The organism is Dokdonella sp. (genome assembly GCF_036518555.1).
In the GTDB taxonomy this organism is placed as follows: domain Bacteria; phylum Pseudomonadota; class Gammaproteobacteria; order Xanthomonadales; family Rhodanobacteraceae; genus Dokdonella_A.
Genome location: NZ_DATDMY010000245.1, coordinates 1 through 26,194, shown reverse-complemented (window position 1 = coordinate 26,194; position 26,194 = coordinate 1). Strand labels below are relative to the sequence as shown.

The window sequence follows — 26,194 nt, the reverse complement described above, 5'->3', positions numbered from 1 at the left end:
GCTCCCTTTATCTATTCGCCTCTCGGCTCTTCTTCGTGTCCTTCGTGTCCTTCGTGTTTCAGGCTTTGAAGGCTCGGCGAGAGCACACCGTCACGGGCGACGTTCGAGTTCCGGGTTCTCGCGCGTGACCGGCATGAGGTCGGTCTTCGAGACGCCGAGCCAGTAGAGGATCGGGTTGGCGAAGAAGATCGACGACAGCGTGCCGATCACGATGCCGACGAGCATGGTCAGGCCGAAGCCGTGGACCGCCGGGCCGCCGACGAAGTACAGCGCGAACATCGACAGCGAGGTCGTCAGCGACGTCATGATCGTGCGCGACAGCGTCTGGTTGATCGCCTTGTTGAGGATCTCGTACGGGTCGGCCTTGCGGGTCAGGCGGAACAGTTCGCGCACGCGGTCGAACACGACGACCTTGTCGTTGATCGAGTAGCCGATCACCGCGAGCAGCGCGGCGAGCACGGTCAGGTCGAACTCGAGCTGGGTCAGCGAGAAGAAGCCGAGGGTGAGGATCGTGTCGTGGATTTCGCTCGCGATCGCCGCGAACGCGAAGCGCTTCTCGAAGCGGATGCCGATGTAAATCATGATGCCGATCATCACGAACACGGCGGCTACGATGCCGTCGCTGCGCAGCTCCGCGCCGACAGACGAACCGACGAGGTCGGGATGGCGCTTGAGCGACACGTCGGCGCGTTGCTTCTTGATCGCGTCGATGACGTCGCGCCCGACCTTGTCGGCGTCCTTCTGCTCCGCGGTCGGCTGCAGGCGGATCGACACCTCGCGCGTGCCGCCGACGCTCTGCACCTGCGCATTCGGGAAGCCGCCGGTTTCGAGCGCGGCGCGTACCTGGTCGGTCTGCACCGGCTCCTCGAACTTCGCCTCGACGAGAACGCCGCCGGTGAAGTCGAGCGCGTAGTTCAGCCCGCGCGTCGCGATAAGGCCGATCGAGACGAGCATCAGTATCGCCGAAACGACGATGCTGACCTTGCGGCCGCCGAGGAAGTCGATCTTGCTGTTGGGATTGAACAGTTCCATGGATGTCGTCCGTCAGGCCGTCGCGCCGCGCGTGTAGCCGCTGCCGATGGAGAGGCCCTTGAGCTTCTTCTTGCCGCCGTGGATGAGGTTGGTGACCGCGTGCGTGACGGTGACCGACGTGAACATCGAGGTAAGGATGCCGATGAACAGCGTCACGCCGAAGCCGCGGATCGCGCCCGAACCGAGCGTCATCAGCGCGAGCGCAGCGAGCAGGTGGGTCACATTGGCGTCGAGGATCGTCGCCCATGCCTTGTCGTAACCGGCACGGATCGAGGCGAGCGGCGTCGATCCGTTGCGCAGCTCCTCGCGGATGCGCTCGCAGATCAGCACGTTGGCGTCGATCGCCATGCCCAGCGTGAGCACGATGCCGGCGATGCCGGGCATCGTGAGCGTGACGCCGATCGCGCTCATGATCGCGAGCAGCAGCACGAGGTTGAAGAACAGCGCGAGGTCGGCGATGAGGCCGAACAGCCAGTAGTAGAAGGCCATGAACACGAGCACGGCGCCGAGGCCGAGCAGCACCGCCTTGATGCCCTTCTCGATGTTCTCCTTGCCGAGGCTCGGGCCGATCACGCGCTCCTCGACGATGTCGGTCGGCGCCGCGAGCGAACCCGATCGCAGCAGCAACGCGAGGTCGGACGCTTCCTTGTTGCTGCCGAGGCCCGTGGTCTGGAAGCGGGTCGAGAACACGCCGTTGATGCGCGCGCTGCTGATGACTTCCTCGGTGACCTTCGTGCTGCGCACTTCGTTGCCGTCGACGACCTTGGTCTCCGGCGTGCGCTCGATGTACAGCACCGCCATCGGCTTGCCGACGTTCTGGGTGGTGAAATCGAGCATCTTGCGGCCGCCGTTCGCATTCAGGACGACCGACACCGCGGGGGAGCCCGATTGCGGGTCCGGCTGGCTCGATGCGTCGACCATCTCGTCACCGCTGACGATGATCTTCTTCTTGAGCAGGATCGGCACCTTGCTGCCGTCGGCGGCGCGCTGACGCATGTAATAGAGCTTGTCGTCCGGCGGCACGATGCCGGTGCGCATCGCCTCGTAGGCGTCGCCCTCGGTGTCGACCGCGTGGTATTCGAGCGTAGCCTGCGCGCCGAGCACCTTCTTCGCCTCGGCCGTGTCCTGCACGCCCGGCAGCTCCACCGCGATGCGCGTTTCGCCCTGCTGCTGGATCAGCGGCTCGGCGACGCCGAGCGCGTTGATGCGATTGCTCAGGGTCGCCTGGTTCTGGCGGATCGTGTTGAGCGCGATCTCGCGGATCTTCTCCGGTTTGACGCCCGCATTGAGCGTGTAGGAATCGCCCACCTGGTTGCCGTTGGAGACGACGACGTCGGGAACCTTCGACTGGATCGTCGACAGCGCCGCGTCGCGGTCCTCGGCGCTGCGCAACTGCACGACGATGCCCTGCGGACCGCGGCCGACCGACTGGTAGCGGATGTTCTTGTCGCGCAGCGCGGAACGGATGTCGTCGGAGTAGCGCTGCAGCTGCTTCTCCATCACGTCCTTGTCGTCGACTTCCATGAGGAAGTGCACGCCGCCCTGCAGGTCGAGGCCCTTCGGCATCTCGCGCGCGCCGATCGCGCGCATCCAGGCCGGCACGGTCGAGGCGAGGTTCGGCGCGACGACGTACTGGTCGCCGAGATCCGCCTTCATCGCCTCGAGCGCCTTGCTCTGCTCGTCGTTCGCACCGACGGGCAGGCGGACCATGAGCTGGTCGTTGCCGATGTCGATGCGCTCGAACGCGATCTTGGCCTTCTCGAGCGTTCCCTGCACCTTCTCCTTGAGCGCGAGGTCGATCGCCGCGCCGCGATTCGGGTTGACCTGCACGGCCGGCTGCTGCACGTACAGGTTCGGCACGCCGTACAGCACGCCGAGGAACAGCACCACGACGACGATCGCGTACTTCCAACGGGGGAAATCGTTCATTTCGGAATCCGTTACACAGCAACGTCATCCCGGCCAGGAATTGGCCGGAACCCAGAACCAGCCGTCGGACTACGCGCTCTTGAGCGTGCCCTTCGGCAACACCGCCGAGACGGCGTCGCGACGCAGCTTGACGACGACGCCCGGCGCGATCTCGAGCGAAAGCGTCTGCTCGCCGAGCTCATCGATGCGACCGAGCACGCCGCCGTTGGTGAGCACCTCGTCGCCCTTGGCGAGCGCGGAGATCATCGCGCGCTGCTCCTTGGCGCGCTTCATCTGCGGCCGGATCAGCATGAAGTAGAAGACGCCGAACAGGATGATCAGCGGAAGGAACGACATGATCGGGTTCGGCGCGGCGGCCGCCCCGCCCGTCGCCGCTTGGGCGTGTGCGCTCGCGATGAAGAAATCCATGATGACTCCGGAAAACAGCTGGGTTCGGAAAGCACGCGCGACGCCCCGCGAGGAGCCTTTCGCGCCAAAAGGCCGCGGATTATGCCACGGCACCGGCCGGTTCGCGCATTGCGCTGCAAAATCAATGGGATCCTGCATGCCACCCGGCTCGGCGGGTGCGCTCGACCCGCGGGTCGAGCAGTGCAGACCAGGTCCGCGCGAGTCCCGCCGCGGCTACCGCTGCATCACGGCGGGCACGTGCCCGCCGCCCGGCGCCGTGGCCGAGTACGGTCGGAAAACCAAAAAGCTTGAACACGAAGCACACCGAGTACACGAAGGAGGCAGATCGGTGTGCTTCGTGTTTCAATCTTTCGGCTCTTGCGCCGAATGAACCCTCAGCTGCACGTGCGATCGCGCGTGCAGCCCTACGCCCTCGCCGCGTAGAACGCCGCGACGAAGTCGTCGAGACGACGGTCGGCGATGGCCGCGCGCAGGCCGGCCATGAGTTCCTGGTAGTAGTGCAGGTTGTGGATCGTGGCGAGCTGCGGACCGAGCATCTCGCCGCAGCGATCCAGGTGGCGCAGGTACGCGCGGCTGAAGCCGGAGCGGCAGGTGTAGCACGTGCATGCCTCGTCGAGCGGTCGCGTGTCGCGCTCGAACCTGGCGTTGCGGATGCGCAGGATGCCATGCCGGGTGAACAGGTGCGCGTTGCGCGCGTTGCGCGTGGGCATCACGCAATCGAACATGTCGACGCCGCGCCGCACGGCCTCGACGATGTCCTCCGGCCGGCCGACGCCCATGAGGTATCGTGGCCGCGTGGCCGGCAGCAGCGGTTCGACGTGCTCGAGCGTCGCGTTACGCTCATGCTCCGGTTCGCCGACCGCGAGGCCGCCGATCGCGTAACCGTCGAAGCCGATGCCGATCAGCGCTTCGGCCGAGCGCCGGCGCAGCTGCGGGTAGACACCGCCCTGCACGATGCCGAACAACGCGTTAGGGTTGCCGCGCTCGTCGAACGCGAGGCGCGAGCGCTCGGCCCAGCGCAGGCTGAGTTCCATCGAATCGCGCGCCTGCTTCTCGGTCGCCGGGTACGGCGTGCACTCGTCGAAGATCATCGCGATGTCGGAATCGAGCACGTGCTGGATGCGCATCGACTCCTCGGGCGACAGGAACACCTTGGCGCCGTCGACCGGTGAAGCGAACGTGACGCCCTGTTCGGTGATCTTGCGCTTGTGCGCGAGGCTGAATACCTGGAAGCCGCCGGAATCGGTGAGGATCGGCCGGCTCCAGCCGATGAAGCGATGCAATCCCCCGAACTCGCCGATGACGTCGAGGCCCGGGCGCAGGAACAGGTGGAACGTGTTGCCGAGGATGATCTCGGCGCCGACGTCGACCAGGTTCTGCGGCGTCATCGCCTTGACCGACCCGTAGGTGCCGACCGGCATGAATGCGGGCGTCTCGATCGTGCCGCGCGGCAAGGTCAGGCGTCCGCGCCGTGCGCGGCCGTCGGTGGCGAGGAGATCGAAGTGCATGGGACGGGAATCGGGAATCGGGAATCGGGAATCGGGACTCGGGGGAGCATCGCAGACTCGCGTGCGATTTACGATGTCGCCGTTCCCGCGGCGCCGCCGCTCGGCGGCCATATCAGCATCGCGTCGCCGTACGAGAAGAACCGATAGCGCTCGGCGACGGCATGGCGATACGCCTCGAGCATGAATTCGCGCCCCGCGAACGCCGAGACGAGCATGAGCAAGGTCGACTCGGGCAGGTGGAAGTTCGTCACGAGCGCGTCGACGCTCGTGATGCGGTAGCCCGGGAAGATGAAGATCTGCGTCTCGCCCGCGAACGGCGCCACGTCGCCGCCCTGCAGCGACGACTCGAGTGCGCGCACGACGGTCGTGCCGACGGCGACTACGCGACCGCCGCGCTGCCGCGTGCGTCGGATCCTCTCGACGAGTTCCGCGCCGACATTGAGCCACTCGCGGTGCATCGTGTGTTCTTCGATGCGTTCGCTGCGCACCGGCTGGAACGTACCCGCGCCGACGTGCAGGGTGACGTAGCCGGTGTCGACGCCGCGTTCACCGAGGCGACGAAGCAGGTCGGCGTCGAAATGCAGGCCCGCCGTCGGTGCCGCGACCGCGCCACTGTGGCGCGCGAACACGGTCTGGTATCGCTCGTCGTCGGCGTGACCGGCGTCGCGCTCGATGTACGGCGGCAAGGGCATGCGGCCGAGTCGCAGCAGTACCTTTTCGATCGGCTCGGCGGTCTCGAAGCGGAGCAGGAAGAACTCGCCGTCGCGGCCGAGCACGGTGATCTCGCTGCCGTCGCCGAGCACGATGCGACCGCCCGCCTTCGGCTTCTTGCTCACGCCGAGCTGGGCACGCGCCTCGTGCGTGCCGGTCACGCGCTCGATGAGGATCTCGACGAGGCCGCCGCTCGGCTTGCGCCCGAACAGGCGCGCGGGCAGCACGCGCGTGTCGTTGAACACGAGCAGGTCGCCCGGCTGCAGGAGTTCGACCAGATCCGTGAAGCGGCGGTCGGCGATCCCGTGGGTGCGCGCGTCGGCGACGAGCAGTCGGCTTGCCGAACGCTCGGCCAGCGGCGCCTGCGCGATCAGTTCGGGCGGCAGGTCGAAGTGGAAGTCGGACTTCTTCAAAGCTGAGGGCTGGGGCTGGGGTGCGAAGCCCGGCATGGTCGCGGTAAGCGGCGGCCGACGCAATGCGCAGCCCTCGTTCAGCCCCTTGCCCGTCGCACGTTGCGTTCGGCCAACGGCCCTGCCTCCCTCACAGCCACCCCTTCTGCCGCGCGAGCCGATAGGCCTCGATGCGATTGCCGACCCCGAGCTTGCCGATCGCCTCGGACAGGTAGTTGCGCACCGTGCCCTGCGACAGGTTGAGCCGGTCGGCGATATCGCCCGCGGAGAGGCCTTCGCCGGCGAATCGCAGCACCTGGCGCTCGCGGTCGTTGAGCGGGTCGGCGTCCGACCAGGCCTCGACCGCGAGTTGCGGATCGATCGCGCGTCCGCCCCGATGCACCTTGCGCAGGGCCTCGGCCAGCTGTTCGGCGGGCGCGTCCTTGAGCAGGTAACCGCCGACGCCCGCTTCGAGCGCGCGGCGCAGGAACCCCGGGCGAGCGAACGTCGTGACGATGACGACCTTGGTCGCCAACTCGTGCCGCTGCACGCGCTGCGCGAGTTCCAGGCCCGTGAGTCCCGGCATCTCGATGTCGGTGACGAGCACGTCGGGCTTGTGCAGCTGCAGCGCTCGCCACGCATCCTCGCCATCGGCGGCGCTGCCGACGACGTCGATGTCGGATTCGAGCCGGAGCAGCGCGGACAGCGCGCCGCGCACGAGCGCCTGGTCTTCGGCGAGGAGGACGCGGATCACGCGGATGGGTTCCCGAGGGTGGCGCGGACGCGCGTCCGCAGCACCACTCTAGCAGGCGCGCCGCGGCGGACGCCCGGCTCAGGTCGCGACGACGGCCGCCACGCTACCGCCGACGGCGGGTGGCAACGGTACGATCGCCGCAATGCGCGTGCCGCGCCCGCGCACGGACTGGATCTCGAGGCGCCCATCGAGCAGCGCGAGGCGTTCGCGCATGCCGCTGAGCCCGTTGCCCGGCACGATCGTCGATCCGACGCCATCGTCGCTGACCGCGAGGCGCGCCGCGCCATCCGCGACGACGACTTCGACGCGCGCACGCGTCGCGTGCGCGTGGCGCTGGATGTTCGTGACCGCCTCCCGCACGGTGAGGGCGAGCACCGTCTCGATCTCGGCCGGCAGTACCGCCTCGCCGAGTTCGTACTCGAGGCGCACGTCGCTCGATTCGAGCAGCAGCCGCGCCGAAGCGAGTTCGGCCGAAAGGCCCGCGGTACGGATGCCGCTCACCGCGCGTCGCACCTGGCCGAGCGCATCGCGCGCGACGCGCTCGACGTCGGCGATCTCGCGCCGCGCCGCGTGCGGGTCGCGCTCGAACAGCTTGACCGCGAGTTCGGACTTCAGCGTGATCAGCGACAGGGTATGGCCGAGCAGGTCGTGCAGGTCGCGGCCGATGCGCTCGCGCTCGGCGAGCGCGGCCAGGCGGCGCACTTCGTCGTGGCTGAGCTTGAGTTCGGCCAGGCGCAGGCGCTTCTCGTGGTGGAAATGATTCGCCGCACTGATCGCGAGGCCGACCATCGCGGTGATCGCGACCGTGAGCGCGATGTACTGGAACGGCCAGTCGAGCAGCCAGAGTTCGATCGAATACAGCACGAGCGCGCCGACGATGATCTGGATCAGGCGGCGCAGTCCGATGCCGGCCGCACCCGCGCACGCGCCGGCATAGATGAGATAGGTATTGGCGCCGGTGTTGATCGCGACGAGCGCGTAACCGAGCAGCGCGATCGCAGCGCCGTAATAAAGTCGTCGCCGTCCGCACACCTGCAACGCGCGGTAGTAGAGCGGCAGGAACACGCACACGCTGAGCGCGGTCGGCGGCAGCCACGTCGAGGTCGGCCTGCCGTTGTAGTTGAGGAAGAGGAAGCCGAGGTAGAGCAGGCTCCAGAGCGGCGCCCAGCCCTGCTCGGCGAGGTCGGGCGGCATGCGCATGCGAATCCGCTCGACCAGGGTTTGCCGCGCCATCGTCCGCCTCACCCATCCGCGATCGCCGGAAATCATACGCCGTGCTCCAACCGTTGCCGACGCGACTCGGGCAGGTTCCCGACCGGTGGCGACGTGCCCGGCACGGTCGTCACGGTGGATCGAATGCAGGCAGCGCGCACCGGAGCCGCCTCAGCCGCGCGCGAGTCGCCGGCGCGCGAGGGCCATGAACGCGAGCGCGATGGCCGCCAGCACGACGGCATGCGGCGTGCTCGCCTCGCCGGGCGCCTGCCCGACCGCGCCGAGTGCGAGGCGCCCGAGGTGCCAGGCGGGCCACAGGGGCGCGATCTTCGCGACGAACGCGGGCATCATGGCGAGCGGCATCCACAGCCCCGACAGCAGGGACATCGGCAGGTAGACGAGGTTCGCGATCGCGGGCGCGGCCTGCCCGCTCACGAGGCTGCCGAGCCAGAGGCCGATCGCGCAGAACGGCAGTACGCCGAACAGCTCGACCGCGTACAGCCCCAGCCAGGCCTGCGCGGGCAGGCGTACGCCGCCTGCCGTGCTCGCGAGCAGCGCGAGGATCGCGAAGATGATCGTCGCGAACAGCATCGCCATCGCCAGTTTTGAAGCAAGGTACGCGCCCGGCGGCATCGGCAGCGCCCGCTTGAGCGCGAGCCAGCCGCGTTCGCGATCGAGCGCGACGGTGACGCCGAATCCGAACAGGCCCGGACTCATGACGCCGAACACGCCGTACGTCGCGAGCAGGTACACGTTGGCTTGGAAACCGCCTCCGCGATCGCGGAAGAGCAGCACCGCGAACAGGAGGTAGAACATCGGCGGGAACAGCAGGGTCGGCAGCGCGAACGAAGGCGCGCGCAGGAGGCGCAGGAACTCGTTGCGCGCCTCGAGCGCATAGCAGCGCAGCAGCGATACGCGCGGGACAGGCAGGATGGCAGTCGTCATCAGGCGGCCTCGCGGGTGATTTCGACGAACGCGTCGGCGAGACCGGCGCGCCGCACTTCGAGCTGGCTGAGCGCGCTGTCCTCGAACAGCAGCTGGCGTACGACGGTTTCCGCGTGATCGGTCACGATCTCGATGCGTTCGCCGTCCCTGCAGACGCTGCGCACCTCGGGCCATGCGCCGACGCGCGCGGCGTCGAGCGAGCTGACGCAGCGGATGTGCCGCTGCGAGACGCGTGCGCGGATCTGCTGCACGCTGCCGCTGGCGACGATCCGGCCGCCGGCGAGCACGGCGACGCGATCCGCGAGCGCTTCGGCTTCCTCGAGGTAGTGCGTCGTGAGGACCACCGCGCATCCCTCGGCGACGATCCGGCGGATCGAGCTCCACAGCCCCGTACGCGCCTCGAGGTCGAGGCCGGTCGTAGGTTCGTCGAGGAACAGCAGCCGCGGCGCGCCGCAGATCGCGAGCGCGAACTGCACGCGGCGCTGCTGCCCGCCCGACAGGCGCCCATAGCGCCGGTCCATGAGGCGATCGAGGCCGGCCGTCGCGACGCAGTCGTCGAGGGAGCGCGGGGCGGCGTAGTAGCTGCGCGTGAGCTCGAGCAGTTCGCGCACCTGCAGCGAGTCGGGAAGACCGGCCGACTGCAGCATGACGCCGCAGCTGCGGCGGGCCTCGAGCTCGTCCGGCGCGCGGCCGAACAGGCGCACTTCGCCCGCATCGGCGCGCAGCAGGCCGAGCGCGATCGCGATCGCCGTGCTCTTGCCCGCACCGTTCGGGCCGAGCAGCGCAAGCAGTTCTCCACCGCAGACGTCGAGATCCACGCCATCGAGCGCGCGCATGCTGCCGAAGCGCTTGCCCACCCCGCGCCACGCCACCGCCGTGCCGCTCTGTGCCTGCCGCATGGAACCACTCCGCAGCCCGATCTCGGGGCCACTTTAGGCCGCACGCAAAAACTCCTGCAGAATCAGCCGTCAGGCGTCGAGGATGACGCTTGTCACGCATCCGGGGGCGCGGCTCCGCGGGGTACCGCGGGCATGCCCCCTGTGGTACAGTGTCCGCTTGGCGTTTTTTCCATTCCAATCAAAGATTAATAGCGCCGTGCCCGTTCCCGCGAGGGGCGGGCACGTGTCGTTTTTCCGGGAGGGTGCAATGAATCCGATGCTGGCCAAGCTCAAGGAAATGCGCGAATTCGACGGCGCGGTGCGCACCACGGGGCTGCCCGACGCCGCGATCGAGCGCTTCCTGGCCACCGACCCGGAGCTGGTGCTGGCGATCGACGAGGCGTATGCGGCGCACCTCGCGCTTCGCTCGTGCATGCCGGACTTCCTGCACCTGGACGAACAGGAGCAGATCCGCCAGGCGCAGGCCGATTTCGTCAACTTCTATCCCGAGGACGGCGTCAATCCGTACGTCGTGCTCGCCGCGCACGGCGCCTGGCTCGTGACGCTCAAGGGCGCGGTGATCTACGACGCGGGCGGCTACGGCATGCTCGGCTTCGGCCATGCGCCGAAGAACATCCTCGGCGTGCTAGCGCGGCCGCAGGTGATGGCGAACGTAATGACGCCGAACCTGTCGCAGCTGAAGTTCGGCAAGGCGCTGCGAAAGGAAATCGGCCATACGCGTGGCGGCTGTCCGTATGCGAGGTTCATGTGCCTCAATTCGGGCTCGGAATCCGTATCGCTCGCGGGCCGCATCATCGACGTCAACGCGAAGCTCATGACCGATCCCGGCGCGCGCCACGCCGGCCGCACGATCAAGCGCGTCGCGGTGAAGGGGGCATTCCACGGCCGCACCGAGCGTCCCGCGGTCTATTCCGACTCGTCGCGCAAGGCCTACGAGCAGAACCTCGCGAGCTTCCGCAACGAGACGAGCCTGCTCACGGTCGAACCCTACAGCGTCGAGCAACTCAAGCAGCTGTTCGCCGACGCGGACAGGAACGGCTGGTTCATCGAAGCCGTGTTCATCGAGCCGGTCATGGGCGAAGGCGATCCGGGTCGCGGCGTGACGCCGGAGTTCTACACCGCCGCGCGCGAACTGACCAAGGCCCATGGCAGCCTGCTCCTCGTCGATTCGATCCAGGCCGGCCTGCGCGCGCACGGGGTCCTCTCGATCGTCGACTATCCGGGCTTCGAAGCAGTCGAGGCGCCGGACCTGGAGACGTACTCGAAGGCGCTCAATGCGGGCCAGTTCCCGCTGTCGGTGCTCGCCGCCAACGAGCGTGCCGCCGGGCTCTACAGGAAGGGCATCTACGGCAACACGATGACCGGCAATCCGCGCGCGCTCGACGTCGCCTGCGCGGTGCTCAAGATGCTCACGCCGGAATTGCGCGAGAACATCCGCGTGCGCGGCAAGGAGCTCGTCGCCAAGCTCAACAAGCTCAAGGCCGAGCTGCCGGGCTACATCACGAAGGTCCAGGGCACGGGCCTGCTGTTCTCGTGCGAGCTGTCGCCGGAGTTCAAGTGCTATGGCGCCGCCAGCACCGAGGAATGGATGCGCGAGCGCGGGTACGGCGTCATCCACGGCGGCACCAACTCGCTGCGTTTCACGCCGCGCTTCGACATCACGGCTGCGGAAGCCGATCTGCTCGTCGAAGGCGTGCGTCGCGCCCTGCTCGAGGGCCCCCGCAAGCCGGACGCGGCGCGCGCTGCCGCCTGATCCATCCGGCGCGACCCGACGGCGGTCGCGCCGATTTCCTACGCCGCGCGCGCGGGCTTCCACGCCTGAATCGCGGGCAACGCGTGCATGAAGCTTTCCCGATGACCTCTTCCGGCGTTCGGCGCCGGGCGTAGACTGCGCCGCACCGTCGCCAGACGGCGGCGGCCCACTACGGAGAGAGGAGTTCCATCATGCAGCTGAAGACGACGTCATCGCTGGCCCTGGCGCTTGCGCTGGCATTCGGTTCCGGCGCGGCGTTTGCGCAGGATGCGTCGAAGTCCGGCAAGGCGCTGACCCCGCAGCAGGAACGCATGGCCCAATGCAACAAGGACGCGACCGGAAAGACCGGTGACGAGCGCAAGGCGTTCATGAGCGCCTGCCTCAAGGGCAACACGACCGCGGCCGCGTCCGGAGCGAAGGCGACCCAGCAGGAGAAGATGAAGTCCTGCAGCGCCGATGCGAAGGCGAAGTCGCTCAAGGGCGAGGAGCGCAAGGCGTTCATGAGCACGTGCCTCAAGGGCGATGGCGCGACGGCCGCCGCGACGGCTCCGGCGACGGCGACCGCAAAAGCCACCCAGCAGGACAAGATGAAGACCTGCAGTGCCGATGCGAAAGCGAAGTCGCTCAAGGGCGAAGCCCGCAAGAGCTTCATGAGCAGCTGCCTCAAGGGCGATGGTGCGGCCGCGCATTGATTCGACGCGAGGACCGGGAACCGAAAGGGCCCGCTGACGCGGGCCTTTTCTCCTCGAGCCGCGCCAGCGCGGCACGAGGGCCGACCTGCGGGCCCGGGGCCCCACGCCGGCCGTTCGACCTGAGCACGGGACCGGGCGCGCGGGGCGTGTGCGTGCCTCGCGATCAGCCGAAGCGATCGGTCGCTTCGACGAGCTCGTGCACGATGCCCGGCTCGAGCGCCGAATGCCCGGCGTCGGGGACGATGCGCAGGTCCGCTTCCGGCCAGGCGCGATGGAGGTCCCAGGCGCTGCGCGCAGGGCAGACGACGTCGTAGCGTCCCTGCACGATGACGGCCGGGATGCGGCGCAATCGGTGTGCGTCGCGCAGCAACTGGTCGTCGGCGTCGAAGAATCCGCCGTGGACGAAATAGTGGTTCTCGATGCGCGCGAACGCGAGCGCGAACTCGTCCTCGCCGCTCGACGCGATGTGGGCCGCGTCCTGGAGCAGGAAACTCGTCGCGCCCTCCCATACGGACCATGCGCGCGCGGCCTCGAGCCGCACCGCGGGGTCGGCACTCGTCAGGCGGCGATGGTAGGCGCTCATGAGATCGCCCTGTTCCTCCGGGGGAATCGGCGCGAGGTAGCGTTCCCACGCATCCGGAAAGATCGCGTCGCAGCCCTTCTGGTAGAACCACTCGAGCTCCCAACGGCGCAGCATGAAGATGCCGCGCAGCACGAGCTCGCTCACGCGCTCCGGATGCGTCTGCGCATACGCGAGCGCGAGCGTCGATCCCCAAGAGCCGCCGAACACCTGCCAGCGCGCGATGCCGAGGTGCTCGCGCAATCGCTCGATGTCGGCGACGAGATGCCAGGTCGTGTTGTCGACGAGTTCGGCGTGCGGCGTCGAGCGGCCGCAACCGCGCTGGTCGAACAGCACGATGCGGTAGCGGGCCGGATCGAAGAAGCGCCGCGATTTCGCGTTGCAGCCCGCGCCCGGGCCGCCGTGCAGGAATACGACCGGCTTGCCCGCACGATTGCCGCATTGCTCGTAGTAGAGCCGGTGCAGCGGCGACACCTGCAGGAAACCGGCATCGTACGGTTCGATCTCGGGATACAGCGTGCGGCGCGTCTGGCTCATGCGGTGCGCAGTTCCGGCTGGGATCGCTTCGACCCTGCTCTTGGTGAGGAGTGCGCACAAGGAAGTGCGCTCTGGTCGCTCCGAAGCCGAAGGGCGACCCGCGACCGCAGAACCGCCGAAGCAGCCCGCAAGGATGCGGGCAAAGGAAAATGGTCGGGGCGGCCGGATTCGAACCGACGACCACCAGTCCCCCAGACTGGTGCGCTACCAGGCTGCGCTACGCCCCGAAGATGCTTTCGCGAGAGCGGGCCGCGTTCCGGCCGCTCCGCTTGGGAGCCGATGATTCTAGCAGATGCGTCGCGCGATCAGCGACGCAGGATCTGCAGCACTTCCTCGAGTTCCATGCGCACCTGGCGCACGATCTGGTTGGAAATGCTCGACTCGACCCGCGCCTGCGAACCTTCCAGGCGCTGGCGCGCACCGGTGATCGTGAAACCCTGGTCGTACAGCAGCGACCGGATCTGACGGATCATCAGGACGTCGTGGCGCTGGTAATAGCGGCGATTGCCGCGCCGTTTCACCGGCTTGAGGTTGGGAAACTCCTGCTCCCAGTAGCGCAACACGTGCGGCTTGACCGCACAGAGTTCGCTGACCTCCCCAATGGTGAAATAGCGCTTTGCCGGGATGACCGGAAGTTCGCTATTGCTGCCCTGATCCAGCATAGGCTTCGACCCGGACCTTCAGTTTCTGTCCCGGACGGAACGTCACCACCCGCCGCGCGGAAATCGGAATCTCCACGCCGGTCTTTGGGTTACGCCCTGGACGCTGATTCTTGAAACGCAGATCGAAGTTGCCGAAACCGGACAGCTTCACCTGCTCCCCTTTTTCAAGCGCATCGCGTACGACTTCGAAGAACGCGTCGACGAATTCCTTGGCTTCGCGTTTGTTGAGCCCGACGTCCAGGAACAGACGCTCGGCCATCTCCGCCTTCGTCAACGCCATCCTACCCTCGCAACTTTGCTTTGCATACCGATTCCAGTGCGGCAACCGCGAGAGCCGTGCAGCGGTCAGCGTCCTGATCCGTAAGGGTGCGGTAACGGTCCTGCAAAATCAAGCCAATAGCGAGACTTTTGACGCCGCTGCCGAGGTTCGGTCCCGCGTAGCGATCGAACAGGACCACCCGTGCGAGGGTTTCGCCAACCGCGTCACGAATCGCCGCCTCGACCGTCGCGTACGGGACCGCCTCGGGCAATTCGAACGAAAGGTCGCGACGTACCGAGGGGAAACGCGACACCGCTTCGGCGCGCGGCAGGTCGCGGCGCGACAGCACGGCGACATCGAACTCGAACACGAACACGTCGTCTTCGAGATCCAGCCTCGAGACGAGGTCCGGATGCAAGGCGCCAAGCCAGCCGACCACGGCACCGTCGCGCCGTACTTCGGCCGCCTGCCCCGGGTGCAACCATGCGGGTCCACCCGGCGCGAAGCTGAACGCGTGCGTCGTGTTGGTCAGCGCGAAGAGCGATTCCGCGTCGCCCTTGACGTCGAAGAAATCGACGGCGCGAGCCTCGCTCGCCCAGCTCTCGGCCACCGCACGGCCACAGGCGACCCCGGCAATCCGCTCGAACTCGATCGGCGAACGATCGGGCCCGGCACCGCTGGCGAATACGCGCCCGACTTCGAACAGCCGCACGCGCGATTGCTGGCGACGGCGGTTCGCCGCGAGCGCGGCGACGAGCCCCGGCAGGAGTGAGGTGCGCATGACGCCGAGATCGGCCGAGAGGGGATTGGCGAGCGCGATCGCGCCCGCGTCGAGGCCCCACGTGCGCAGCAGCTCGTGCGGCACGAAGGCGTAACAGATGGCCTCGACGTAGTCGCGCGCGGCGAGCTGCGCACGCAGCCGCGAAGCATCCAGGCGCGCTTCCGGCAGCACCGGCCCGAGCAGCTCGCCGCGTGGCGGGCGCGAAGGCACGCGCTCGTAGCCGTGCACGCGCACGACCTCCTCGATGAGGTCCTCCTCGATCTGGATGTCGAAGCGATGGCTCGGCGGCGTCGCACGCCAGCCGTCCGCGGTGGTTTCGACCTGCAGGCCGAGCGCACGCAGGATCCGCTCGACTTCGTGGTCGGCGACGTCGATGCCGAGCAGGCGGGCGAGGCGATCGCGGCGAAGCCGGACCGGCGCGCGCGGCGGCAGTTCCGACGCATGCACCGCCTCGGTGAGCGGACCCGCGGTGCCGCCCGCGATCGCGAGCACGAGCGCGGTCGCGCGTTCGATCGCGCGGCGCGGCAGGTCCGGATCGACGCCACGCTCGAAGCGGTGGGACGCGTCGGTATGCAGGCCGAGCCGGCGCGCACGGCCCATGATCGCGCCCGGCGAGAAGTGCGCGGCTTCGAGGAACACGGTCGTGGTCGCGTCGGTCACGCGGGAATCGAGGCCGCCCATGATGCCGGCGAGGCCGTGCACGGCCGTGCGGTCGGCGATGACGAGGAACGTGCCGTCGAGTTCGTGCTCGCTGCCGTCGAGCAGCTTCACGCGCTCGTTCGCACGCGCACGGCGCACCGAAATCGGGCCGTCGAGCCTTGCGTCGTCGTACGCATGCATCGGCTGGCCGAGCTCGAGCATCACGTATTGCGTGACGTCGACGAGCGCGCTGACCGGGCGAATGCCGCTCCGGCGCAGTCGCTCGGCCATCCACAGCGGCGTCTTCGCGGCCGCATCGATGCCTGCGATCACGCGTCCGCAATAGCGCGGGCAGTCCGCGCCCGCGTCGAGCGTCGCCGCGCGCGTCGCATTCGTGGCGTTCTCGACCGGCGTGTCCGCGGGAACGCGCAGTGCGGTCCCGAACAGCGCCGACACGTCGCGCGCGAGGCCGAGCACGCTGAGGCAATCGGGTCGGTTCGGGGTGAGCTTGATCTCGACGCTCGCGTCCGGCAGCCCGAGGTAGCGCGCGAGCGGCGTGCCGACCGGCGCGTCGCCGGGCAGCTCCATGAGGCCCGACGCGTCGGCATCGATGCCGAGTTCCTTCGCCGAACAGAGCATCCCGTTCGATTCCACGCCGCGCAGCGCGGCGCGCTTGATCTGGATGCCGTTCGGCATCGTCGTGCCGATCATCGCGAGCGGCGCCTTGAGCCCGCTGCGCGCATTCGGCGCGCCACAGACGATCGCGAGCGGTTCCGGGCCGCCGTAGGCGACCTCGCACACGCGCAACTTGTCCGCGTTCGGGTGCGGCACGCAGGCGACGATCTCGCCGACCACGACGCCCTCGAGCGCGGTGCCGAGCGCTTCGACGCCTTCGACCTCGAGCCCGGCCATCGTGAGGCGGTGCAGGAGCGCATCGCGGTCGGCCGGGACGTCGACGAGTTCGCGCAGCCAGTTTTCGCTGAATTTCATGCGGTGCTCACTTCGTTCGTAACAGGGCTGGGGACCGAGGGCCGGCAACGACGCGGCAGGTGGAGCGTTTCGCCCTCCTGCCCTCGTGCTCGGCCCTGGCCCCGTCTCTCAGGCGAACTGCCTGAGGAAGCGCAGGTCGTTGTCGAAGAACTGGCGCAGGTCGTCGACGCCGTAACGCAGCATCGCGAACCGCTCGCCGCCCATGCCGAATGCGAAGCCGGTGTAGCGCTCGGGATCGATGCCGCAGTTGCGCAGCACGTTTGGATGGACCATGCCGCAGCCGAGCACTTCGAGCCACGACTGCGTGCCGTCCTCGCGATCCCAGCGGATGTCCACCTCGGCGCCCGGCTCGACGAACGGGAAGTAGCTCGGCCGGAAGCGCATCTCGAAATCGCGCTCGAAGAACGCGCGCACGAACTCCGCGAGCGTGCCCTTGAGATCGGCGAAGCTCACGTCCTCGCCGACGAGCAGGCCTTCGACCTGGTGGAACATCGGCGAATGCGTCTGGTCCGAATCGCTGCGGTACACCTTGCCGACCGAGATCACGCGGATCGGCGGCGTGCGGCCCGTCGCCGCGCGAATCTGCACCGGCGAGGTGTGGGTGCGCAGCAGGCGGCCGTCGCCTCCGATTCCGGGATCGATCCAGAACGTGTCGTGCATCGTCCGCGCCGGATGGTCCGGCGGGAAGTTCAGCGCCTCGAAGTTGTACCAGTCGGTCTCGATCTCGGGGCCGTCGGCGAGTTCGTAGCCGAGCCGCGCGAAGATCTCGACGATGCGGTCGAGCGTGCGCGTGATCGGGTGCACGCCCCCGCGCGTGCCGCGGCGGCCCGGCAGGGTCACGTCGATGCGCTCGGAAGCGAGGCGGCGCTCGAGTCCGGCCCGCTCGAGGTTCGCCTTGCGTGCGGCGATGGCCTCGGCGATGCGCTCCTTCGCGCGGTTCACCTCGGCGCCGCGCGCCTTCTTCTCGTCGGGCGGCAGCGACCCGAGCGCCTTGAGGGCCGCGGTCACCACGCCGCTCTTGCCGAGCAGCGCGACGCGCTGCGCGTCGAGCGCTTCGAGACTGTCGGCAGCCGCGATCCGGTCGAGCGACAGCTGGATGTCCTGCAGTTCGTCCATCGGGATTCCGGAAAGTTGGACAGAGCGGCCGGGGTTCGCCGGCGGTCGTTACGGAGCCGGAGCTCCCTCGACCATCCGCCTTTCCCCGCCGCGGCGATCCGGCGAGGGATCGCGCACGCAAGAAACGCAAACGGGGAGGAGGCCCAGGCCTCCTCCCCGCGTGTGGTTCAACGTTCGGGCCGCTTCGCGCGGGCTGGTCGAGGCGTGCTGATGACACCCCTGCTCGCCTGCGCGGTCGGCAACGACCGCAAAAACTACGCCGCCAGGCTGGCCTTGGCCTTCTCCGCCAGCGCACCGAACGCCTTGATGTCGTGCGCGGCGATGTCCGCGAGCACCTTGCGATCGAGCGTGATGCCGGCCTTCTTGAGGCCGTTCATGAGGCGGCTGTAGGACAGGCCGAACTGGCGCGCGCCCGCGTTGATGCGGACGATCCAGAGCGCGCGGAAGTTGCGCTTCTTCTGCTTGCGGCCGATGTAGGCGTACTGGTGCGCCTTCGTGACGGCCTGCTTCGCGACGCGGAACACCTTGCGACGCGCGTTGTAGTAACCCTTGGCCTTGCCGAGGATCTTCTTGTGACGGCGATGGGCGATGACGCCACGCTTGACTCGTGCCATGGTCGATCCTCCTTACGCGTACGGCAGCATGCGGGAGACGCGACCGGCGTCTTCCTTGCGCACGTGATTGGTCGCACGGAGGCCGCGCTTGCGCTTGGTGGCCTTCTTCGTGAGGATGTGGCTCTTGAACGCGTGGCCGCACTTGAACTTGCCGGACGCGGTCTTGCGGAACCGCTTGGCGGCGGCCCGATTGGTCTTCATCTTGGGCATGACCCAACTCCTTCGGTGATGTTCGTTACTGGCGCGAGCGGTGGCCTTCGCCACGCTTTCCGTCCTGCTCGTTCCGGCGCGTGTGATCCGGCGATCCCGGATCGTCTCCTGCGGCGAGCGGGCAAAAACCCCCTCACCGTTTGCCCTCCCGCCCCGACGATGAAGCCGTCGCGGCGCGAGGGGAATGCGTGGTGCCGTGCGGTCCGGTACTCCCGAACGGTGCAGCGGCCCGAAGCGATCGTATTCCGTCAGCTCTTTTTCTTCGGCGCGATCATCATGACCATGAGGCGCCCTTCCATCCTCGGGTACTGCTCGATGACCGCCTCTTCGGCGATCTCGGCGGTGATCTTGTCGACCATCGCCCTGCCCAGTTCCTGATGGGTCATTTCGCGACCTCGGAACCGTATCGTGATCTTGACCTTGTCGCCTTCCTCGAGGAAGCGCCGCAGGTTGCGCATCTTGATCTGGTAGTCGCCGACGTCGGTGACGGGACGGAACTTCAGTTCCTTGATCTCGACCTGCTTCTGCTTCTTCTTGGCCGCGTGCGCCTTCTTCTGCGCGTCGAACTTGAACTTGCCGAAGTCCATGATGCGGCACACCGGCGGATCCGCGTTCGGCTGGATCTCGACCAGGTCCATGCCCGCGTCCTGCGCCATCGCGAGTGCTTCGTCGCGGGACAGGATGCCGACCTGCTCTCCTTCAGGGCCAATCACGCGGACTCGCGGAACACGGATTTCGTGGTTCCTGCGGTTCGGCTTGCTTTCGGTGGCGATACGTCAATCCTCCAAGGGAAATCGTTCCCGGGCGCTCCCGTCAGGAGCGGGCGCACTCGGACTGCAGACGCTCGACGAAGGCGGACAGCGGCATCGAGCCGAGGTCCTCGCCCGCGCGCGTACGCACGGCGACGGCCCCCGCCTCCCTCTCCCGGTCGCCCGCAACGAGGAGGTAGGGCACCTTGTCCAACGTGTGTTGGCGGATTTTATAGCCGATCTTCTCGTTTCGCAAATCGGCCTCAACCCGGAAACCTTTGGCCACAAGGGCTTGCGCCACTTCGCTCACGTACGGCCCCTGGGCGTCGGTGATGTTCATGACGACCGCCTGCACCGGCGCCAGCCACGGCGGGAACGCGCCGGCATGGTTTTCGATGAGGATGCCGATGAAGCGCTCCATCGAACCGACGATCGCGCGGTGCAACATGACCGGGTGCCGCTTCTGGCTGTGTTCGTCGACGTACTCCGCGCCGAGCCGGCCCGGCATCATGAAGTCGACCTGCATCGTGCCGAGCTGCCAGGTGCGGCCGATCGCGTCCTTGAGGTGGTACTCGATCTTCGGGCCGTAGAAGGCCCCCTCCCCCGGCAGCTCCTGCCACTCGACCCCGGCCGCGCGCAGCGCCGAGCGCAGCGCGTCCTCGGCCTTGTCCCAGGTCGCATCGTCTCCGAGGCGCGGCTCCGGACGCAGCGCGATCTTCAGCTGCACGTCGCTGAAGCCGAATTCCGCGTAGACCTGCATTGCCTGGCGGTGGAACGCGGTCACCTCGGCCTCGATCTGGTCCTCGGTGCAGAAGATGTGGCCGTCGTCCTGCGTGAAACCGCGCACGCGCAGGATGCCGTGCAGCGCACCCGACGGCTCGTTGCGATGGCAGGCACCGAACTCGCCGTAGCGGATCGGCAGGTCGCGATAGCTGTGCAGGGTCGAGTTGAACACCTGCACGTGCCCGGGGCAGTTCATCGGCTTCACCGCGTAGGTCCGCTTCTCGGACTCGGTGAAGAACATGTTGTCCTTGTAGTTGTCCCAGTGGCCTGAGCGCTTCCACAGGGAAACATCGAGGATCTGCGGGCAGCGCACTTCCTGGTAGCCGCTCTCGCGGTAGACCTTGCGCATGCGCTGCTCGACGACCTGCCAGATCTGCCACCCCTTCGGATGCCAGAACACGAGGCCGGGCGCCTCTTCCTGCAGGTGGAACAGGTCGAGCTGCCTGCCGATCTTGCGGTGGTCGCGCTTCTCGGCCTCCTCGAGCTGGTGCAGATAGGCGGCAAGATCCTTGTCGTTGAGCCATGCGGTGCCGTAGATGCGCGACAGCATCTCGTTGCTCGAATCGCCGCGCCAGTAAGCGCCGGCGACCTTCATGAGCTTGAAGCTCCTGAGCCGGCCCGTGTTCGGCACGTGCGGGCCGCGGCACAGATCGGTGAACTCGCCCTGCGTATAGAGCGACAGTTCCTCGTTCGCGGGAATGCTCTCGATGATCTGAGCCTTGTACTCCTCGCCCTTGCCGCGGAAGTACTTCACGGCCTCGTCGCGCGGCATCACCGAGCGCGTGACCGGCAGCGCTTCGGCGGCGATCTTCTTCATCTCCGCCTCGATCGCGGCGAGATCCTCGGGCGTGAACTGCCGTTCGAACGCGAAGTCGTAGTAGAAGCCGTTGTCGATGACCGGGCCGATCGTCACCTGCGCCTTCGGGAACAGCCGCTGCACGGCCTGCGCGAGCAGGTGCGCGGTCGAGTGGCGGATGATGTCGAGCGCTTCGGGGCTCTTTTCGGTGACGATCTCGAGGCGCGCGTCGCGGTCGACGACGCGGCTCGAATCGACGAGCTGGCCGTCGACCTTGCCGGCGAGCGCGGCCTTGGCCAGGCCGGCGCCGATCGACGCGGCGACGTCCTGCACGCTGGGCGGGTTCTCGAACTGCTTCTGGCTGCCGTCCGGGAGTGTGATGCTGATCATGGGTGTCGTTCCGATTGCGGAACCGCCGTCGCGGTTTCGGCCATGAAAAAAGGGCGCCAAGGGCGCCCTTCATTCATACCGGGAGACCTTGCGCTCAACTCAGTCGAAGATGTCGAAGGTTCGCGTCATGGTGATCGTGTTCTTTCGAACTACGGCTCCCGGATATACCGGCCCGAAAGCCGGCTCGTGCTTCAGTTGAAAAGTCCGGCAATGGATGGCCGGTTTTTCTTCCAGCTTCTGCCATCAGGACGATGGCACAAGTATCTGGTGGGCGGTACAGGGATCGAACCTGTGACCCCTACCATGTCAAGGTAGTGCTCTACCGCTGAGCTAACCGCCCGGTTCGCAGGCATGGCCTGCGAGGGGCGCGCAAGGTAGCACAGCCCCCGCGGCAGGACAACCGCTTTTTTCCTTTCACGCGATGCGCAGCGCAGCCGCTTCGCGCAGGCGACGCCATGCCTGCAAGAGCCGGCCGGTCGTCGTCGCGACGGCCTCCTGGCGCGGCGCATCGACCGCATGACGTTGCAGCAAGTCCGACTGCGTGCGCAGCCGTGCGTACCGCTCGAGCGCGGCCGCGAGTCCGCGCCGCAGCAGCTCGCGCGGCGCGGGCTCGAGCAGGAAGCGGAACACCTGCCCTTCGTTGATGAGCCCGATCAGCAGGCGGCTGTCGCGCAGCGAGGACACCACGATCGCGAGCGTGGCCGGGCGCAGGCGCTTGAGCTGCTTGAGGGCGTCGGCGACGTCGCCGCCGGCGCTCGACACGCGCGCGATCACGACCGCGACGTCGTGCTCGGCGAGCACTTCCAGCGTGCCTTCGAGATCGGGCGCGTGTTCGACGCGAACGGCGGCCGGCAGCAGCTCACGCACCTGCGCCGCGAGCGCGCCGTCGTCGTCGAGCACGACCACGCGCGCCGCCACCGTCGCGTCGGTGGCGCGCCCCGCCGGCCGTCTCGCCGCGGCGTCGAAATCGCGGCAGGCGACGCGCGCCGCCTGTTCGACCGTCTCGACGAGGTATTGCGCGGCCCACGGCTTCTCGATGAAGCGATAGATCTCGCCCTCGTTGACCGACGCGCCGACGGCGTCCATGTCGGCGTAACCCGTGAGCAGGATGCGCATCGTCGCGGGCGAATGGGCCGCGACTTCGCGCAGCACTTCGACCCCGCTCATGCCCGGCATGCGCTGGTCGCTGACGACGACGTGCACGGGGCGCCGGCGCACCCACTCCACCGCTTCGTGCCCCGAACTGGTCGTGAGGATCTCGCCACGGCCGCGGAACAGCATGCGCAGCGAGCGCAGGATGCGCTCCTCGTCATCGACGAACAGCAGGCACGGCGGCGACGCGCTCACGGCGCCGGCTCGCGCCCGGGTGCGGGCAGCACGACGAGGAAGCGCGTGCCGACGCCCGGCTTCGAACTCACGCGGATCGCGCCGCCGTGCTGCTCGACGATCTGGTGCGAGATCGCGAGCCCCATGCCCGTGCCCTGGCCGACCGGCTTGGTCGTGAAGAACGGATCGAACACGCGCGCGAGATACTCCGGCTCGATGCCCTTGCCATTGTCCTCGACGACGAGGAGCACGCGCCGATCGAGCGCCTGCGTCGCGACGACGATGCGGCCCTGGCCGTGCTCGATCGCCTGCGCCGCGTTGCTGAGCAGGTTGAGCAGCACCTGGTTGATCTGTGCGGGCGCGCAGTCGATCAGCGGGACGTCGCCGAGCTTGAGCACCGCTTCGATGCCGCGCTTGCGCAGCACGTGCGCGACGATGCGCAGTGCGCTCTCGACGAGCCGGTTGATGTCGGCCGGCTGCGTCCCGGCCTGGTCGAGCCGGCTGAAATCCTTGAGGTTGAGCACGAGGTCGCCGATCTGCCCGACACCGTGCACGGTGTCGTCGAGCAGCGCGCACAGATCCTCGAGCGCGGCCGCGTCGACGCGCGTGCGCAGGTGGCCGACCTCGGCGAAACGCGTGTCGAGGCCGCCGTCGGGCTCCGCGTCGCCGGTCAACGCATCGATGACGGCCTGCTGCGCGGCGACGAGGCGCGCGGCGTCGCCGAGCGACGCGCGCGTCATCTCGACGTTGTTGCGTACGTAGCCGAGCGGCGTGTTGATCTCGTGCACGAGGCCCGCGACCATCTGGCCGAGCGAGGCCATTTTTTCCGATTGCACGAGCTGGGACTGCGACGACTTCAGGCGCGCGTAGGCGCGCTCCAGTTCCTGCGAGCGCTCGGCGAGCCGGTGTTCGACCGCGTGCAGCACGTCCAGCACGAGGCCGGTGCCGGCGTAGCCGGCGTCGTCGACGAGGATGAAATCGTCCGTGATCGGGCTCCTCACGTGCGCGGCGATCGCGCGCGCGGCCTCGTCGATCGAGGTCGACAGCGGCAGCACGAGTGGCGCCCGGTCCATCAGCGCCGTGATCGGCCGGCGGCCGTACAACTCGCGCCCGTACGGCTGCAGGAACACGCGCATGAGTTCGTAGCGGCTGATCATGCCGACCGGTCGGCCGACGGCCGCGACGATCGGAAGGCTCAGCAATCCCGCGTGTCGCGGTTCGAGGAACGTCCGCGCGACGTCGAGCACGCTCGCCTCCGGCCGCACGGGTGCGGTCCGCAACAGCAGGCCGGCGAGGCCCGGCGACGCGCGGCGTTCAGGCGCGTCGGCGCCGCGCGGCGGCTCGTTAGGCGCGACGCCGGAAGCGAACGGAGCGGTCGGAATCGCCTGCAGGGCGGCATTCATCGCGGCAAGGAGTCTTCGGCGGGCGCGCGCTTCGCGCGGATGCCCGGAGCCGTCGCAGCCTAGGCCACGACGGCGACAACCGTGTGACGCGGTTCACGCTCGCTCTTCAGCCGATCAGGCCCTGCTCGCGGATGCGATGGATCTCGTCGCGCAGGCGCGCCGCATCCTCGAACTCCAGGTCCTGCGCGTGCTTGTACATCTGCGCCTCGAGCTGCCGGATCTTCGCCGCGATCTGCTCCGGCGTCAGCGTGCGATAGTCGGGCGCGGGTTCGGCGACCTTGCGCTGGCCGCGGCCGCGACCGCGGCCCTGCCCGGCGTCGCCCTCGGCGCGAGCGCCTTCCATCACGTCCGTGATCTTGCGCACGACCGACTTCGGCGTGATGCCGTGCGCCTCGTTGTATTCGATCTGCTTGACGCGACGCCGCCCGGTCTCGTCGATCGCGGCCTGCATCGAGCGCGTCACATTGTCGGCGTAGAGGATCGCGGTGCCGCGCAGGTTGCGCGCGGCGCGGCCGATCGTCTGGATCAGCGAGCCGGTCGAACGCAGGAACCCTTCCTTGTCGGCATCGAGGATCGCCACGAGCGACACCTCCGGCATGTCGAGGCCCTCGCGCAGCAGGTTGATGCCGACGAGCACGTCGAACTTGCCCAGGCGCAGGTCGCGGATGATCTCGACGCGCTCTACCGTCTCGATGTCCGAATGAAGGTAGCGCACGCGCACGCCATGGTCGCCGAGGTACTCGGTGAGGTTCTCGGCCATGCGTTTGGTCAGCGTCGTGACGAGCACGCGATCGCCGAGCGCGACGCGCTCGTGCACCTCGGACAGCAGGTCGTCGACCTGCGTGCGTGCCGGGCGGATCTCCACGCGCGGATCGATGAGCCCGGTCGGGCGCACGACGAGCTCGATCACGTTGCCTTGCGACTTGTCGATCTCGTACGCACTCGGCGTCGCCGACACGAATACCGTGCGCGGCTCGCGTTCCTCGAACTCGGCGAACTTGAGCGGCCGATTGTCGAGCGCCGAAGGCAGGCGGAAACCGAACTCGACCAGGGTCTCCTTGCGCGAGCGGTCGCCCTTGTACATCGCGCCGATCTGCGGGATCGTCACGTGCGACTCGTCGACGACGAGCAGCGCGTCCGGCGGCAGGTAGTCGAACAGGGTCGGCGGAGGCTCGCCCGGCTGGCGCCGCGTGAGGTGGCGCGAGTAGTTCTCGATGCCGTTGCAGTAGCCGACCTCGGCCATCATCTCGATGTCGAATCGCGTGCGCTGCTCGAGCCGCTGCGCCTCGACCAGCTTGTTCGCCGAATACAGGTAGGCGAGGCGCTCCTTGAGCTCGGCCTTGATCGTCTCGATCGCGTTGAGCACGCTGTCGCGCGTGGTCGCGTAGTGGGTCTTGGGATAGACGACGTAGCGCGGCACCTTGCGCAGCAGCGCGCCGGTGAGCGGATCGAACAGCGAGAGGTTCTCGATCTCGCCATCGAACAGCTCGATGCGCAGCGCTTCGGTTTCCGACTCGGCCGGGAACACGTCGATGACCTCGCCGCGGACGCGGTAACTGCCGCGGCGCAACTCCATGTCGCCGCGCGTGTACTGCAGTTCGGTCAGGTGGCGGATCAGCTTGCGCTGGTCGATGTGCTCGCCGCGCGCGAGGATCAGGCGCATCTGCAGGTAGTCCTCGGGGTCGCCGAGGCCGTAGATGGCCGACACGGTCGCGACGATCAGCGCGTCCGGTCGCGACAGCAGGGCCTTCGTCGCGGCAAGGCGCATCTGCTCGATGTGCTCGTTGATCGACGCGTCCTTCTCGATGTAGGTGTCGCTCGACGGGACGTAGGCTTCCGGCTGGTAGTAATCGTAGTAGCTCACGAAGTACTCGACCGCGTTGTGCGGGAAGAACTCCTTGAACTCGCCGTACAGCTGGGCGGCCAGCGTCTTGTTCGGCGCCATCACGAGCGTCGGCTTCTGGATGCGTTCGACGAGGTTCGCGATCGTGAACGTCTTGCCCGAGCCCGTAACGCCGAGCAGCGTCTGCTGCGCGAGCCCCGCCTCGAAACCCTCGACGAGGCGCGCGATCGCAGCCGGCTGGTCGCCGGCCGGCTTGAACGGAGACACGAGCTGGAAACGTTCGA

Annotated in this window: 23 protein-coding genes and 2 tRNA genes; 2 read left to right on the top strand and 23 right to left on the bottom strand. The window is 67.9% G+C overall.

Annotated elements, in window-relative coordinates; genetic code table 11:
• Positions 1–90: 90 nt before the first annotated feature.
• The 9 genes from secF to VI238_RS13390 all read right to left on the bottom strand — a co-directional run bounded on the left by secF (position 91) and on the right by VI238_RS13390 (position 9,787).
• Positions 91–1,032, bottom strand: coding sequence for a protein translocase subunit SecF (gene secF / locus VI238_RS13430; protein ID WP_331652177.1), 942 nt, complete (start codon positions 1,030–1,032; stop codon positions 91–93).
• A 12-nt stretch (positions 1,033–1,044) separates the two neighbouring features.
• Positions 1,045–2,961, bottom strand: coding sequence for a protein translocase subunit SecD (gene secD / locus VI238_RS13425; protein WP_331652175.1), 1,917 nt, complete (start codon positions 2,959–2,961; stop codon positions 1,045–1,047).
• Positions 2,962–3,030: 69 nt separating this feature from the next.
• A complete protein-coding gene (yajC, locus tag VI238_RS13420; RefSeq protein WP_331652173.1) occupies positions 3,031–3,369 on the bottom strand; it encodes a preprotein translocase subunit YajC in 339 nt (112 codons plus the stop codon).
• Between the two features lie 404 nt (positions 3,370–3,773).
• Positions 3,774–4,877 carry a tRNA guanosine(34) transglycosylase Tgt gene (gene tgt, locus VI238_RS13415; protein WP_331652171.1) on the bottom strand — a complete coding sequence of 368 codons (1,104 nt, stop codon included), beginning with the start codon at positions 4,875–4,877 and terminating at the stop codon, positions 3,774–3,776.
• A 68-nt stretch (positions 4,878–4,945) separates the two neighbouring features.
• Positions 4,946–6,001 carry a tRNA preQ1(34) S-adenosylmethionine ribosyltransferase-isomerase QueA gene (gene queA, locus VI238_RS13410; protein ID WP_331652169.1) on the bottom strand — a complete coding sequence of 352 codons (1,056 nt, stop codon included), beginning with the start codon at positions 5,999–6,001 and terminating at the stop codon, positions 4,946–4,948.
• Between the two features lie 127 nt (positions 6,002–6,128).
• On the bottom strand, positions 6,129–6,731 hold the full coding sequence (locus tag VI238_RS13405; protein WP_331652167.1) for a response regulator transcription factor: 603 nt from the start codon (positions 6,729–6,731) through the stop codon (positions 6,129–6,131).
• Between the two features lie 78 nt (positions 6,732–6,809).
• On the bottom strand, positions 6,810–7,931 hold the full coding sequence (locus VI238_RS13400; protein WP_331652165.1) for a sensor histidine kinase: 1,122 nt from the start codon (positions 7,929–7,931) through the stop codon (positions 6,810–6,812).
• A gap of 183 nt (positions 7,932–8,114) precedes the next feature.
• Positions 8,115–8,888 carry an ABC transporter permease gene (locus VI238_RS13395; protein WP_331652163.1) on the bottom strand — a complete coding sequence of 258 codons (774 nt, stop codon included), beginning with the start codon at positions 8,886–8,888 and terminating at the stop codon, positions 8,115–8,117.
• A complete protein-coding gene (locus tag VI238_RS13390; protein ID WP_331652161.1) occupies positions 8,888–9,787 on the bottom strand; it encodes an ABC transporter ATP-binding protein in 900 nt (299 codons plus the stop codon). Before VI238_RS13390 ends, VI238_RS13395 begins: the two co-directional genes overlap by 1 nt.
• Positions 9,788–10,043: 256 nt before the next feature.
• On the opposite strand from VI238_RS13390, the gene VI238_RS13385 reads away from it, so the two are divergent.
• A complete protein-coding gene (locus tag VI238_RS13385; protein WP_331652197.1) occupies positions 10,044–11,540 on the top strand; it encodes an aminotransferase class III-fold pyridoxal phosphate-dependent enzyme in 1,497 nt (498 codons plus the stop codon).
• 191 nt (positions 11,541–11,731) lie between these two features.
• Positions 11,732–12,232: a PsiF family protein gene (locus VI238_RS13380; protein ID WP_414650068.1), complete on the top strand. Its 501-nt coding sequence runs from the start codon at positions 11,732–11,734 to the stop codon at positions 12,230–12,232.
• A 163-nt stretch (positions 12,233–12,395) separates the two neighbouring features.
• Here the strand turns inward: VI238_RS13380 and pip are convergent, their stop codons facing one another.
• The 14 genes from pip to uvrB all read right to left on the bottom strand — a co-directional run.
• A complete protein-coding gene (gene pip / locus VI238_RS13370) occupies positions 12,396–13,349 on the bottom strand; it encodes a prolyl aminopeptidase (RefSeq protein WP_331652159.1) in 954 nt (317 codons plus the stop codon).
• A gap of 150 nt (positions 13,350–13,499) precedes the next feature.
• Positions 13,500–13,576, bottom strand: a tRNA-Pro gene (locus tag VI238_RS13365).
• 78 nt (positions 13,577–13,654) lie between these two features.
• Positions 13,655–14,011, bottom strand: coding sequence for a MerR family transcriptional regulator (locus VI238_RS13360; RefSeq protein WP_131998828.1), 357 nt, complete (start codon positions 14,009–14,011; stop codon positions 13,655–13,657).
• Positions 13,989–14,291, bottom strand: coding sequence for an integration host factor subunit alpha (gene ihfA, locus VI238_RS13355; RefSeq protein ID WP_131998830.1), 303 nt, complete (start codon positions 14,289–14,291; stop codon positions 13,989–13,991). Before ihfA ends, VI238_RS13360 begins: the two co-directional genes overlap by 23 nt.
• A 1-nt stretch (position 14,292) precedes the next feature.
• Positions 14,293–16,680: a phenylalanine--tRNA ligase subunit beta gene (pheT, locus tag VI238_RS13350; protein WP_331652154.1), complete on the bottom strand. Its 2,388-nt coding sequence runs from the start codon at positions 16,678–16,680 to the stop codon at positions 14,293–14,295.
• A 108-nt stretch (positions 16,681–16,788) separates the two neighbouring features.
• Positions 16,789–17,796: a phenylalanine--tRNA ligase subunit alpha gene (gene pheS / locus VI238_RS13345; protein WP_331652152.1), complete on the bottom strand. Its 1,008-nt coding sequence runs from the start codon at positions 17,794–17,796 to the stop codon at positions 16,789–16,791.
• A gap of 254 nt (positions 17,797–18,050) precedes the next feature.
• Complete coding sequence (rplT, locus tag VI238_RS13340; RefSeq protein WP_131998836.1) at positions 18,051–18,410, bottom strand: 50S ribosomal protein L20; 360 nt, start codon at positions 18,408–18,410, stop codon at positions 18,051–18,053.
• Positions 18,411–18,422: 12 nt separating this feature from the next.
• On the bottom strand, positions 18,423–18,620 hold the full coding sequence (gene rpmI, locus VI238_RS13335; protein WP_182532429.1) for a 50S ribosomal protein L35: 198 nt from the start codon (positions 18,618–18,620) through the stop codon (positions 18,423–18,425).
• 248 nt (positions 18,621–18,868) lie between these two features.
• On the bottom strand, positions 18,869–19,393 hold the full coding sequence (infC, locus tag VI238_RS13330) for a translation initiation factor IF-3 (protein ID WP_331652193.1): 525 nt from the start codon (positions 19,391–19,393) through the stop codon (positions 18,869–18,871).
• Positions 19,394–19,433: 40 nt separating this feature from the next.
• Entirely contained in the window at positions 19,434–21,338 is a 1,905-nt protein-coding gene (gene thrS, locus VI238_RS13325) for a threonine--tRNA ligase (protein WP_331652146.1), read from the bottom strand.
• Positions 21,339–21,603: 265 nt separating this feature from the next.
• Positions 21,604–21,678 (bottom strand) — tRNA-Val (locus tag VI238_RS13320).
• Positions 21,679–21,752: 74 nt separating this feature from the next.
• The gene (locus VI238_RS13315) at positions 21,753–22,685 is read right to left on the bottom strand and encodes a response regulator (protein WP_331652144.1); all 933 of its coding nucleotides are present in this window, start codon (positions 22,683–22,685) and stop codon (positions 21,753–21,755) included.
• Complete coding sequence (locus tag VI238_RS13310) at positions 22,682–24,067, bottom strand: sensor histidine kinase (protein ID WP_331652142.1); 1,386 nt, start codon at positions 24,065–24,067, stop codon at positions 22,682–22,684. The genes VI238_RS13315 and VI238_RS13310 overlap by 4 nt, the downstream gene beginning before the upstream one ends.
• A 106-nt stretch (positions 24,068–24,173) precedes the next feature.
• On the bottom strand, positions 24,174–26,194 hold a 2,021-nt coding region (uvrB, locus tag VI238_RS13305), incomplete at its 5' end, for an excinuclease ABC subunit UvrB (protein WP_331652140.1).